The sequence below is a fragment of the Pseudomonas syringae genome, from assembly GCF_021606685.1.
GTDB lineage: Bacteria > Pseudomonadota > Gammaproteobacteria > Pseudomonadales > Pseudomonadaceae > Aquipseudomonas > Aquipseudomonas syringae_R.
Genome location: NZ_WKCB01000119.1, coordinates 1 through 12,081, shown reverse-complemented (window position 1 = coordinate 12,081; position 12,081 = coordinate 1). Strand labels below are relative to the sequence as shown.

The following is a 12,081-nucleotide window of genomic DNA, read 5'->3' as shown; positions in this document are numbered from 1 at the left end:
GTGCAAGCGGCGGGGTTACTTGGTGCGATAGCGCAGGCGAGTGCCAAAGTTGACCGACATGAGGATCTCGTCGGCGGTCAGCTCAGGTGGGAAGTAGGTGCCCGAGATCTGCGCATGCGCCAGGCTGGCGCCTTCCAGTGAGCAGTCGCGCAAATCCAGGCCGCGCAAGTCGGCGGAGCGGAAGTACGCGTCGGTGAAGTCCACGCCGGTGGCATTCAACTCACGCAGGTCCAGCCCACGGAAGTCGCCCCCACGCATGTCGATGGCGCCGTCTTTTGGACGTTCCTGGTTGAAGCCGCGGATATTGTCGTTGTGCAGGAGCGAGTAGAGCGGGGTATCGAGAAGCTTGGGCTGACTCATGAAGGCGACTCCTGTTGGATTTATGACGCCATTATAGTGCCACTATTGCTTGGCCGTGCGCCCAAGTAGACGACACGACCAAGAAATATTTCTTACAGGCCAGGCAGGCGTTGGCGAATCTGTGCAACCAGAGCGTCGAGGGTCCCGCTTTGATTGGTTTCCACACGCTTGCTCAGCAGCAGCTCTTCGGCCGTCAGTGGGTCGCGACTCGCCTGCTGCTGTTCGATAACGCTCAGTGTGGCGTCGGACGGGTCGTTGTTTTGCGCGTGACGTTGTTCCAGCCAACTGGCGATAACAGCGTGTGGTGCGTTGCAATCCAGAATCAGGAACGGCGCACCGGTGGCTTCGGCAACCTTGGCAGCGGCGTCGCGTTGGTCGCGTTTAAGGAAGGTGGCATCCAGTACCACCGGGTAGCCCGCGCGCAGTATGGTGTCGGCGATTTCATTCAGGCGAGCGTAGGTCGTCACGCTGGCATCCGCCGCATAGATACCGGCCTGTGGGGTGTTTTCTACCTGCTGCTCGCCGAACAGGCGTTTGCGCTCCACATCCGAGCGCACGCGCACGGCGCCCAAGGCTTCTACCAGGCGCATGGCAACATGGCTTTTGCCTACAGCCGAAACACCGTGGGTAATGGCCAGGAAGCGCGATGGAATAGTGCTGTAGCTTTCGGCCAGGTTGGCGTAGTTGCGGTATTGACGCAGCGTAGTGGCACGCTGCACAGGGCTGGCTTCGCTTGGCATGCTGAACAGCGAGACTTTGGCGCGTACCAGTGCGCGATAGGCTTTATAGAAGTTCAAGACTTCCAGGCCCTGATAGTCACCGGTCAGCTCCAGGTATTGGCTGATGAAGCGCCGCGCCAGGGACTTGAGGCCACGGTCTTCGAGGTCCATGGCCAGGAAACCGGTGTCGGCCCAGACGTCGGTGAAGCGGAAAGGCTCGTTGAATTCGATGCAGTCGAAAATCACCACGTGGCCGTCGATCAGGGTCGCGTTGCCCAGGTGGATGTCGCCATGGCATTCGCGGGTAAAACCGTCCAGCTTGCGCTGGGCCAGCAGCGGCTTTAGGCGTTCAAAGCTGCTTTCGGCCCACGCTTGCAAGGCTTCGAGTTGAGCCAGGTCGGCCTTGTCACTGAGGAACGGGCGGATCTGGTCGAAGTTCTGTCGTACTGGCGCCATGACCTCGTCCGGCGTGCCGGCCGCGTGGGCTTGCGGGACCTTAGGCGCAGTCAGGTGGAAGTGCGCGATCTGCTTGGCCATCTCATCGATGTGCGCGCTGGTCAGCTCGCCGTTGGCTTGCAGCGTGCTGAGCAGCTGGCTCTGTGGGAACTGGCGCATTTTCAGCGCGTATTCGATGGCTGGCCCTTCGCCGCCGAGTTGCGGGGCCTCGGCGGTGCCGGTAATCGGCAACACTTCAAGATACAAATCTTCGGTCAGGCGCTGGTTGAGGCGTAGCTCTTCGTTGCAGAAGTGGCCCCGATCGTCCAGTTGGGTGAAATCCAGAAAGCCGAAGTTCATTGGCTTTTTCAGTTTATAAGCGTAGGGACCGGTCAGGATGACCCAGGAAATATGGGTTTCGATAACTTGAAACGCTTCAACAGGATGGGGGTACAACGCCGGGTTTTGCAGGGCGGCGATCAGGGACTGGCTCACGGGCGATCCTTCAAAGTCTGGGGGAATTCATGGCCAGCATTATGGCGGTTACAGCCGGTGGTGCAAACCGCTGTCCGGCTCATGTTGATCATCAATAAAGTGCGTATAATCCGCCGCCATGACTCGATCCCGATCTCCCCGTTCCCGTAAAAAACCTCCTTCCCGTGGCCTGCGCCCCTGGCTCGGCTGGGCGCTCAAGCTCGGCCTGGTGGGCCTTGTCGTACTCGCCGGCTTCGCGGTGTACCTCGACGCGGTCGTCCAGGAGAAGTTCTCCGGCAAGCGCTGGACCATTCCAGCCAAGGTGTATGCCCGCCCGCTGGAACTCTTCACCGGCCAAAAACTGAGCAAAGAGGACTTCCTCACCGAACTCGACGCCTTGGGCTACCGCCGTGAGCCAGTGAGCAACGGCCCGGGTGCGGCAGCCGTCAGTGGCAATACCGTCGATTTGAATACCCGTGGCTTCCAGTTCTATGAAGGCCTGGAAAAAGCCCAGCCGGTGCGTGTGCGCTTTTCCGGCGACTACGTGGCTGAACTGTCGTCACTCAACGGTTCCAAGCTGCCGGTGGTGCGTCTGGAACCGCTGATGATCGGCGGCATTTACCCCAAGAACCTTGAGGATCGCATCCTGATCAAGCTCGATCAGGTGCCGCCGTACCTGCTCGAAACCCTGGTTGCGGTGGAAGACCGGGATTTCTACAGCCACTGGGGCGTTTCGCCCAAGTCGATTGCCCGTGCCATCTGGGTCAATACGTCGGGCGGCAAGATGACCCAGGGCGGCAGTACGTTGACCCAGCAATTGGTGAAGAACTTCTACCTCACCAACGAGCGCAGCCTGACCCGTAAGCTCACCGAAGCCATGATGGCGATGCTGCTTGAGCTGCATTACAACAAGCAGGAAATCCTTGAGGCCTACCTCAACGAAGTATTCATCGGTCAGGATGGCCAGCGCGCGGTGCACGGGTTCGGTCTGGCCAGCCAGTTCTTCTTCGGTCAGCCGCTGTCCGAGCTCAAGCTGCATCAGGTTGCTTTGCTGGTGGGCATGGTCAAGGGGCCGTCCTACTACAACCCGCGTCGCAACCCTGAACGTGCGTTGGCGCGCCGCAATCTGGTGCTCGATGTGCTTGAGCAGCAGGGCGTGGCTACCACTGAGCAAGTTGAAGCCGCGAAGAAAATGCCACTGGGTGTTACCACTCGCGGCAAGCTGGCAGACAGTTCCTTCCCGGGCTTTATCGACCTGGTCAAACGCCAGTTGCGTGAAGACTACCGCGATGAAGACTTGACCGAAGAAGGTCTGCGGATCTTCACCAGTTTCGACCCGATTCTGCAGATGAAAGCCGAAGCGTCGGTCAACGACACGTTCAAACGTCTGACAGGCCGTAAAGGCTCCGACGAAGTCGAAGCGGCGATGGTCGTGACCAACCCGGAAACCGGTGAAGTGCAGGCCATGATCGGCAGTCGCCAGGCCAGTTTCGCCGGCTTCAACCGTGCACTGGATGCCGTGCGGCCGATTGGTTCGCTGGTCAAGCCGGCGGTCTACCTGACCGCGCTGGAGAAACCGAGCAAGTATTCGCTGACCAGTTGGCTGTCGGATGACCCGTTGTCGGTCAAAGGTGCCGATGGCCAGGTGTGGACGCCACAGAACTTCGACCGGCGTTCCCACGGTACGGTGTTCCTGTATCAGGGACTGGCGCATTCCTACAACATCTCCACGTCGCGACTCGGCCTGGAAGTGGGCGTGCCAAACGTTCTCAAGACGCTGGCGCGCCTGGGTATCACCCGCGAATTTCCGGCGTTCCCATCGATCCTGCTGGGCGCTGGCGCAATGACTCCGATGGAAGTCGCGACCATGTACCAGACCCTCGCCAATGGTGGTTTCAATACGCCGATGCGCGGCATCCGTAGCGTGCTGACCGCCGAGGGCGAGCCGCTCAAACGCTACCCGTTCCAGATTCAGCAGCGCTTCGATGCAGGCTCCATCTACCTGATCCAGAACGCCATGCAGCGTGTGATGCGCGAAGGTACCGGCAGCTCGGTCTATAAAGTGCTGCCGTCGAACCTGACGCTGGCGGGCAAGACCGGTACCAGTAACGACTCGCGTGACAGCTGGTTCGCCGGTTTCGGCCAGGATGTGCTGGCGGTGGTGTGGCTGGGCCGTGACGACAACGGCAAGACGCCATTTACCGGCGCGACCGGTGCATTGCAGGTTTGGACCAGCTTTATGCGCAAGGCCGACCCGCTGCCGCTGAACATGCCGCAGCCGGACAACATCGTGCAGGCCTGGATTGACCCGCATACCGGTCAGGGCTCTGATGCCAACTGCCCAGGCGCGGTGCAGATGCCGTATATTCGCGGCAGCGAACCACCACCCGGCGCCGCGTGCGGTGGCAGTACGCCTGCTGACGCGGAATCGGTGATGGATTGGGTCAAGGGCTGGATGAATTAAGCAAAGAGGGTTTCAAGTGAACAAGTGGTGGATTCCAGCTATTACAGCTCTGGCTTTGCTCAACGGTTGCGCCAGCGTGCAGCGCGGCTCCATTCCCGTGGTGGACTCGAGCACTGCCGTCTCCAATAACGACCGGATCTCGGCCAATGGCGGCTTCCGCCAGACCGTGACCAACCGTCCCGCCCAACCCGCGACCCAGGCGGTGCCGCAGGATTCGGGCGTGGTGGTGATGGTGCCGGGGGCGGGCGCCGCTACGTCCGCGCCGATCAGTGCCGAGCCGTGGACCCCAGGGCCAAGCGCCTCGGGCCCGATCGACACCGCGCCGATTCAAACGGCACCGATCAACCAGGGCGCCTACACCATGCCGTCGACGCCTAGCGGCATTCCGTCGTCTTCCAGCGCCGGTGGCCTGTCGGCTGACGAGCAATTGGATGGCCCGGTACTGGCCCTGCTGACCACTGCGCAGCAACAGCAGGCCGGTGGCGATTTGAACGGCGCATCGTCGAGCCTTGAGCGTGCCCAGCGTGTGGCGCCTCGCGAGCCGCAAGTGCTGTATCGCCTGGCCCAGGTACGCATGGCCCAGGGCGATGCGCCGCAAGCCGAACAGTTCGCGCGTCGTGGCTTGACCCTGGCCAATGGTCGGCCTGACCTGCAAGCCAGCCTGTGGGCGTTGATCGGTGATGCGCGTGCTGCACAAGGCGATGCTGCCGGTGCGGCGCAGGCGCGGCAAAAAGCCAAGGTCAGCCTCTGATGGATGCGCGTTTTCCAGCGATTGCCGAACAGTTATTGCTGATTGAGCGCGAATTGCGCGTGCAGGGCTGGTGGGACGAAGTGCCCCCCAGCATCGAAGCGCTCAGCAGTGTCGAGCCCTTCGCGGTGGACACCCTGGATTTTCACCAGTGGCTGCAGTGGATCTTCCTTGGGCGCATGAAGCAGATCCTCGAACAGGACCTGCCATTGCCCAATGCGTCCGGGATCCTGGAGATGGCCGAGATGGTCTATGCCGACCGTCCGCGTGAGAGCCTGGGATTGCGCAATGCGCTGAAAAAGTTCGACCAACTGATCGTCGACGCTCGTTAATTGCCTGACTGTCGGGTTTTCCGGCAGTCTTGCGCACATTTCTACCGCTTGACGACATTCAGGCGAGTTTTATCCCTCCTCAAAGCCCTTTCTTATACGTTCTCATGCGCTTAGTTGGAAAAAAGCGCAATTATTGCTTGACTTGAAGGGGCTGAAACAGAAGAATCCAAAGTCCGCTGTATCGGGACTGCCAGAAGCAGGCCCGCTCAGCAGATCATGAGGCGCACATCCGCGCCGACCTGTTACACCCGCAACGCGTTACCTCGCGCTGGGTGGGAAAAGCCCGCAACACTTGGGACGATCCCAATACTTGCTCAGTCAGTGCTGACGTAGTCGGCGACCACCGTCGCTCATGCTCTGTTGAGAAGTAAACCTATTAAGACCCGTCGGTTTTCAACGGACGGTATTCTGGCGTTTTAGAGGTGAACAACGTGGAGCTTTTATCTGGCGGTGAGATGCTCGTCCGCTTTTTGCGTGACGAAGGCGTCGACTATATCTACGGGTACCCAGGTGGTGCTCTGCTGCATGTTTACGACGCACTGTTCAAGGAACCGGCTGTTACCCACATCCTGGTTCGCCACGAACAGGCCGCGACCCATATGGCTGACGGTTATGCCCGTGCCACCGGTAAAGCCGGCGTGGTGCTGGTAACGTCCGGCCCAGGCGCAACCAATGCCATTACCGGCATCGCGACTGCGTATATGGACTCCATCCCGATGGTGATCATTTCCGGCCAGGTCGCAAGTACCATGGTTGGCACCGACGCATTCCAGGAAACCGACATGATCGGTATCTCCCGGCCGATCGTGAAACACAGCTTCATGATCAAGCATGCGTCGGAAATCCCGGAAGTCATGAAAAAGGCCTTCTACCTCGCACAGTCCGGTCGCCCGGGCCCTGTCGTGGTCGATATCCCGAAAGACATGACTAACCCGGCTGAGAAATTCGAATACATTTTCCCCAAGAAAGCCAAGCTGCGCTCCTACAGCCCGGCCGTTCGTGGGCACTCGGGCCAAATCCGCAAGGCTGCAGAAATGCTCCTGGCGGCCAAGCGCCCCGTGCTGTACTCGGGCGGTGGCGTGATTCTGGGCGGCGGTTCCGCACCGTTGACCGAACTGGCCAAGCTGCTCAACTTGCCGGTTACCAATACCCTGATGGGCCTTGGCGCCTTCCCGGGTACGGACCGTCAGTTCGTCGGCATGCTCGGTATGCACGGCAGCTACACCGCCAACCTGGCCATGCACCACGCTGACGTGATCCTGGCGGTCGGCGCGCGGTTCGATGACCGTGTGATCAACGGCGCGAGCAAATTCTGCCCGAATGCCAAGATTATCCATATCGACATCGACCCGGCGTCCATCTCCAAGACCATCAAGGCCGACGTGCCGATCGTGGGTCCTGTGGAAAGCGTGCTGACCGAAATGGTCGCGGCGCTCAAGGACATCGGCGAAACGCCGAACAAGGAATCCGTTGCCAGCTGGTGGAAACAGATCGACGAATGGCGCGGTGATCGCGGCCTGTTCCCTTACGACAAGGGTGACGGCAGCATCATCAAGCCACAAACCGTGATCGAGACCCTGTGCGAAGTGACCAAGGGCGACGCCTTTGTGACCTCCGACGTGGGCCAGCACCAGATGTTCGCCGCGCAGTACTACAAGTTCGACAAGCCTAACCGCTGGATCAACTCCGGTGGCCTGGGCACGATGGGCTTTGGTTTCCCTGCGGCCATGGGTGTGAAGCTGAGCTTCCCGGACACCGACGTTGCGTGCGTCACCGGCGAGGGCAGCATCCAGATGAACATCCAGGAACTGTCGACGTGCCTGCAGTACGGCCTTCCGGTGAAGATCGTCTGCCTGAACAACGGCGTGTTGGGCATGGTTCGTCAGTGGCAGGACATGAGCTACAACAGCCGTCACTCCCATTCCTACATGGAATCGCTGCCGGATTTCGTCAAGTTGGTTGAAGCCTATGGCCACGTCGGCATTCGCATCACCGATCTGAAAGATCTGAAGCCCAAGATGGAAGAGGCGTTCGCCATGAAGGATCGCCTGGTGTTCATCGATATTCAGGTGGATACCAGCGAGCACGTCTATCCGATGCAGATCAAAGACGGCTCTATGCGCGACATGTGGTTGAACAAGACGGAGCGTACTTAATCATGCGGCACATTATCTCCCTGCTTCTGGAGAACGAACCCGGCGCTCTGTCCCGTGTTGTCGGCCTGTTTTCGCAACGCAACTACAACATCGAAAGCCTGACCGTGGCCCCGACCGAAGACCCGACCCTGTCGCGCCTGACGTTGACCACCGTGGGCCACGATGAGGTGATCGAGCAGATCACCAAGAACCTCAACAAGCTGATCGAAGTGGTCAAGCTGGTCGACCTGTCGGAAAGTGCCCACATCGAGCGCGAGCTGATGTTGGTAAAGGTCAAGGCTACGGGTGCCCAACGTGCCGAGATCAAACGGACTACCGACATTTATCGCGGGCAGATCGTCGATGTGAGCGCCAGCGTTTATACCATTCAACTGACCGGTACTAGCGACAAGCTGGACAGCTTCATCCAGTCGATCGGGACGGCCTCGATTCTGGAAACGGTACGCAGTGGTGTCACCGGGATTGCCCGTGGCGACAAAGTACTCAGCATCTAAACCAAATTAGCGAATGGCCTTACGGCCTGGATATATAGAGGAACCTCATGAAAGTTTATTACGATAAAGATTGTGACCTGTCGATCATCCAGGGCAAGAAAGTCGCCATCATCGGCTACGGCTCCCAGGGTCACGCGCAAGCTTGCAACCTGAAAGATTCCGGCGTTGACGTGACTGTTGGCCTGCGCAAAGGCTCGGCCACTGTTGCCAAAGCTGAGGCCCACGGCCTGAAAGTGACTGACGTTGCTTCCGCCGTTGCTGCTGCCGACCTGGTCATGATCCTGACCCCGGACGAGTTCCAGTCCGCGCTGTACAAGAACGAAATCGAGCCGAACATCAAGAAGGGCGCTACTCTGGCCTTCTCCCACGGCTTCGCGATTCACTACAACCAGGTAGTGCCACGCGCTGACCTCGACGTGATCATGATCGCGCCGAAAGCACCGGGCCACACCGTTCGTTCCGAGTTCGTCAAAGGCGGCGGTATCCCTGACCTGATCGCGATCTACCAGGACGCATCGGGCAATGCCAAAAACGTTGCACTGTCCTACGCTGCAGGCGTTGGCGGCGGCCGTACCGGCATCATCGAAACCACCTTCAAGGACGAGACTGAAACCGACCTGTTCGGCGAACAAGCCGTTCTGTGCGGCGGTACCGTTGAGCTGGTAAAAGCCGGTTTCGAAACCCTGGTTGAAGCTGGCTACGCGCCGGAAATGGCATACTTCGAATGCCTGCACGAACTCAAGCTGATCGTTGACCTCATGTACGAAGGCGGTATCGCCAACATGAACTACTCGATCTCCAACAACGCCGAGTACGGCGAGTACGTGACTGGCCCGGAAGTGATCAACGCCGAGTCCCGTCAGGCTATGCGCAACGCTCTGAAACGTATTCAGGACGGCGAATACGCCAAAATGTTCATCTCCGAAGGCGCTACCGGCTACCCTTCGATGACCGCCAAGCGTCGTAACAACGCCGCACACGGTATCGAAGTCATCGGCGAGCAACTGCGCTCCATGATGCCGTGGATCGGTGCCAACAAGATCGTCGACAAAGACAAAAACTAAGTCGTACGCATCAAGGGAAAACGCGGCTTAGGCCGCGTTTTTTCGTTTGGGGAGCTGGTTCTGGTATAAAGCTGCATCGTTTGCGGGCGAACACTCGCCGCAAGTATTTGTCGAATTTTTTTCACACCGTTGCAAGGTAAAGTCCATGAGCGAACGTCCCGAAGAGCCAAACCAGGCTTCTGACGCCGAAAGCCTGCTACCAATCGATGAGCATGTCGAAGAAGGGCATGACGCAGAAGGCCGCAAGGTCCGGCATCGTGGCATCTATCTGCTGCCCAATTTGTTCACCACGGCGAACCTGTTTGCCGGGTTCTACTCCATCATCAACTCCATGAGTGCCCAGAGCGCATTGGCGGCAGGTGATGCGGCGAGTGCCAGCAAGTATTTCGGATTTGCTGCCATCGCAATCTTCGTGGCCATGGTGCTCGACGGTCTTGATGGCCGTGTAGCGCGCATGACCAATACCCAAAGCGCCTTCGGTGCCGAGTACGACTCGTTGTCGGACATGGTTGCCTTTGGTGTCGCGCCTGCGCTGTTGGCGTTTGCCTGGGCGCTGGGTGACATGGGCAAGGTCGGCTGGATGGTCGCCTTCATCTATGTTGCCGGCGCCGCGTTGCGTCTGGCGCGCTTCAATACCCAGGTGGGGACTGCCGACAAGCGTTACTTCATCGGTCTGGCCAGCCCGGCGGCTGCGGGTGTGGTGGCGGGTATCGTTTGGGCGTTCAGCGACTACGGCATCCAGGGCTCCAAGATGTCGTTCCTGGTGGCGCTGATGGTTGCGGCGGCTGGCATGTTGATGGTCAGCAACATCAAGTACAACAGCTTCAAGGAATTGGACCTGAAAGGGCGGGTGCCTTTCGTGGCGATCCTGGTGGTGGTGCTGGTATTTGCGGTGGTGTTCAGTGATCCGCCGCGTATTCTGCTGCTGGCGTTCCTGGCTTACGCGGCATCGGGGCCGATTCAGTACTTGCTGCATATGCGTCGGGACAAAACATTGTCTTAATGTAATTTCCCCCATACTCCGCAGTCTATTGGTGCATCAGTTCTCCAATGCTGCGGAGTTAGCCATGTTAATCAAATTGCCCAAAGCGTCCGATTGCCATGAATCGGATGTCACGCCTGAATCCTTCTACCTTTCTCGCCGTAGCTTGCTCGGTGGTGCGCTTGCCGGCATGGCCGCCAGCAGCCTGCCGCGTTGGGCCAGTGCGGATGATGCCTCGCGCTATGCTGATGTCGAGCCCGGCAAGGCCCCCGGTTGGTTTGCCGAGAAGCTGCCGAGTACCCAGTGGCAGGCAATATCCGTCAAGGACGAGGCGATCACGCCTTTCAAGGACGCCACCCACTACAACAACTTTTATGAGTTCGGTACGGATAAGGGCGACCCTGCGGCCAATGCAGGGTCGCTCAAGACTGAACCCTGGACGGTTGTCATTGACGGGGAGGTCGCAAAACCGGGGCGTTATGCCTTGGAAGACTTCATGAAGCCTTACCAGTTGGAAGAGCGTATCTACCGTTTGCGCTGTGTCGAGGCGTGGTCGATGGTCATTCCATGGATCGGTTTTCCGATCTCGGCCTTGCTCAAGCAGGTTGAGCCGACTTCCAAAGCCAAATACATCCGCTTCGAAACCCTCCAGGACCCCAAAAGCATGCCGGGGCAGCGTTCGAGTTTTGGCTTGATCGACTGGCCTTATGTAGAGGGGCTGCGTCTTGACGAAGCGATGAACCCTTTGGCGATCCTGGCGGTGGGGATGTATGGGCGAGAGCTGCCAAATCAGAACGGTGCGCCGTTGCGTTTGGTGGTGCCGTGGAAGTATGGCTTCAAGAGCGTGAAGTCGATTGTGCGGATCAGTCTCGTGAGCGAGCAACCCAAGACAACGTGGCAGAGCATTGCAGCGGATGAGTACGGGTTCTACGCGAACGTGAACCCTACCGTTGATCATCCTCGTTGGACCCAGGCCCGAGAACGTCGCCTGCCGAGCGGCCTGTTCAGTCCCAATGTCCGCGAGACGCAGATGTTCAATGGGTACTCGGACGAGGTTGCCTCTCTTTATACGGGCCTTGATTTGCGGAAGAACTATTGATGCGTTATCCGATCTGGCGCATTGGCGTCTTTATAGCTGCGGCAGTGTGGCCGCTGTGGTGGCTATATGAAGCTTGGGCGTTCGCTCTGGGGCCTGATCCCGGGAAAGTGCTGGTTGATCGGCTCGGCCTGGGGACGTTGATTCTCTTGCTGATCACCTTGGGGATGACGCCGCTGCAGAAATTGAGCGGTTGGCCCGGGTGGATAGCGGTGCGCCGACAGCTGGGTTTGTGGTGCTTTACTTATGCAGTGCTGCACCTGGCGGCCTATTGCGTTTTTGTATTGGGGTTGGATTGGTCGCAGTTGGGGGTAGAGCTACGTAAGCGGCCCTACATTATTGTCGGTGCGTTGGGTTTCCTGTCGTTGCTGGTATTGGCAGTGACCTCTAATCGCTATAGTCAGCGCCGGCTGGGCAGTCGCTGGAAGACGCTTCACCGTCTGGTGTATGTGATTCTGGGGCTAGGCTTGCTGCATATGTTGTGGATCGTGCGGGCGGATCTCAAGGAGTGGGCTATCTATGCTTCTATAGGTGCGTTGCTTCTGGTGGTACGGATTCCGCCGGTAATGCGCCGAATCCCCCGCCTTATCGCGAAAAAACCATCTTCTGCAACAAAAGTGTAATTAGTGCTTGACGGCAGATTCTGGAAGTCTATAATTCGCCCCACTTCCGGCGCAGTCGAAACGGAAAACTCCTTGGTAAACAAAGAGTTATGCGAGATTCGACAGCGAGTTGCTTGAGTTCATCCAAGCCCAGA

General features: G+C 58.8%; 11 protein-coding genes. 9 read left to right on the top strand and 2 right to left on the bottom strand.

Translation table 11 applies throughout. The features are described 5' to 3' along the window. Positions 1-15: 15 nt before the first annotated feature. Together GIW02_RS26050 and GIW02_RS26045 are read right to left on the bottom strand one after the other, a co-directional pair. Entirely contained in the window at positions 16-360 is a 345-nt protein-coding gene (locus GIW02_RS26050; RefSeq protein WP_236410771.1) for a pentapeptide repeat-containing protein, read from the bottom strand. 92 nt (positions 361-452) lie between these two features. Then, positions 453-2,009, bottom strand: coding sequence for a bifunctional aminoglycoside phosphotransferase/ATP-binding protein (locus GIW02_RS26045; protein WP_236410770.1), 1,557 nt, complete (start codon positions 2,007-2,009; stop codon positions 453-455). 118 nt (positions 2,010-2,127) lie between these two features. Here GIW02_RS26045 and mrcB point away from each other — a divergent pair, with 118 nt between their 5' ends. The 9 genes from mrcB (at position 2,128) to msrQ (ending at position 11,947) form a co-directional block, all read left to right on the top strand. Further along, complete coding sequence (mrcB, locus tag GIW02_RS26040) at positions 2,128-4,452, top strand: penicillin-binding protein 1B (RefSeq protein WP_236410769.1); 2,325 nt, start codon at positions 2,128-2,130, stop codon at positions 4,450-4,452. 16 nt (positions 4,453-4,468) lie between these two features. Further along, positions 4,469-5,203: a tetratricopeptide repeat protein gene (locus tag GIW02_RS26035; RefSeq protein ID WP_236410768.1), complete on the top strand. Its 735-nt coding sequence runs from the start codon at positions 4,469-4,471 to the stop codon at positions 5,201-5,203. Next, positions 5,203-5,532, top strand: coding sequence for a YqcC family protein (locus tag GIW02_RS26030; RefSeq protein WP_236410767.1), 330 nt, complete (start codon positions 5,203-5,205; stop codon positions 5,530-5,532). The genes GIW02_RS26035 and GIW02_RS26030 overlap by 1 nt, the downstream gene beginning before the upstream one ends. A 431-nt stretch (positions 5,533-5,963) precedes the next feature. Further along, positions 5,964-7,688, top strand: a complete 1,725-nt coding sequence (locus tag GIW02_RS26025) for an acetolactate synthase 3 large subunit (RefSeq protein WP_015885889.1) — start codon at positions 5,964-5,966, stop codon at positions 7,686-7,688. Between the two features lie 2 nt (positions 7,689-7,690). Next, on the top strand, positions 7,691-8,182 hold the full coding sequence (gene ilvN / locus GIW02_RS26020) for an acetolactate synthase small subunit (RefSeq protein ID WP_122719954.1): 492 nt from the start codon (positions 7,691-7,693) through the stop codon (positions 8,180-8,182). Positions 8,183-8,229: 47 nt separating this feature from the next. After that, complete coding sequence (ilvC, locus tag GIW02_RS26015; protein WP_236410766.1) at positions 8,230-9,246, top strand: ketol-acid reductoisomerase; 1,017 nt, start codon at positions 8,230-8,232, stop codon at positions 9,244-9,246. 145 nt (positions 9,247-9,391) lie between these two features. After that, positions 9,392-10,249, top strand: a complete 858-nt coding sequence (pssA, locus tag GIW02_RS26010) for a CDP-diacylglycerol--serine O-phosphatidyltransferase (RefSeq protein ID WP_236410765.1) — start codon at positions 9,392-9,394, stop codon at positions 10,247-10,249. Positions 10,250-10,313: 64 nt separating this feature from the next. Then, positions 10,314-11,327 carry a protein-methionine-sulfoxide reductase catalytic subunit MsrP gene (gene msrP / locus GIW02_RS26005; protein ID WP_236410764.1) on the top strand — a complete coding sequence of 338 codons (1,014 nt, stop codon included), beginning with the start codon at positions 10,314-10,316 and terminating at the stop codon, positions 11,325-11,327. Next, positions 11,327-11,947 carry a protein-methionine-sulfoxide reductase heme-binding subunit MsrQ gene (gene msrQ, locus GIW02_RS26000; protein WP_236410763.1) on the top strand — a complete coding sequence of 207 codons (621 nt, stop codon included), beginning with the start codon at positions 11,327-11,329 and terminating at the stop codon, positions 11,945-11,947. Before msrP ends, msrQ begins: the two co-directional genes overlap by 1 nt. Positions 11,948-12,081 lie beyond the last annotated feature (134 nt).

What these genes read in the sequence shown, in the direction of transcription:
- ilvC (WP_236410766.1), top strand. Translation starts at nt 8,230, where the DNA reads ATGAAAGTTTATTACGATAAAGATTGTGACCTGTCGATCATCCAGGGC.
- pssA (WP_236410765.1), top strand. Translation starts at nt 9,392, where the DNA reads ATGAGCGAACGTCCCGAAGAGCCAAACCAGGCTTCTGACGCCGAAAGC.
- msrQ (WP_236410763.1), top strand. Translation starts at nt 11,327, where the DNA reads ATGCGTTATCCGATCTGGCGCATTGGCGTCTTTATAGCTGCGGCAGTG.
- ilvN (WP_122719954.1), top strand. Translation starts at nt 7,691, where the DNA reads ATGCGGCACATTATCTCCCTGCTTCTGGAGAACGAACCCGGCGCTCTG.
- mrcB (WP_236410769.1), top strand. Translation starts at nt 2,128, where the DNA reads ATGACTCGATCCCGATCTCCCCGTTCCCGTAAAAAACCTCCTTCCCGT.
- msrP (WP_236410764.1), top strand. Translation starts at nt 10,314, where the DNA reads ATGTTAATCAAATTGCCCAAAGCGTCCGATTGCCATGAATCGGATGTC.
- GIW02_RS26050 (WP_236410771.1), bottom strand. Translation starts at nt 360, where the DNA reads ATGAGTCAGCCCAAGCTTCTCGATACCCCGCTCTACTCGCTCCTGCAC.
- GIW02_RS26030 (WP_236410767.1), top strand. Translation starts at nt 5,203, where the DNA reads ATGGATGCGCGTTTTCCAGCGATTGCCGAACAGTTATTGCTGATTGAG.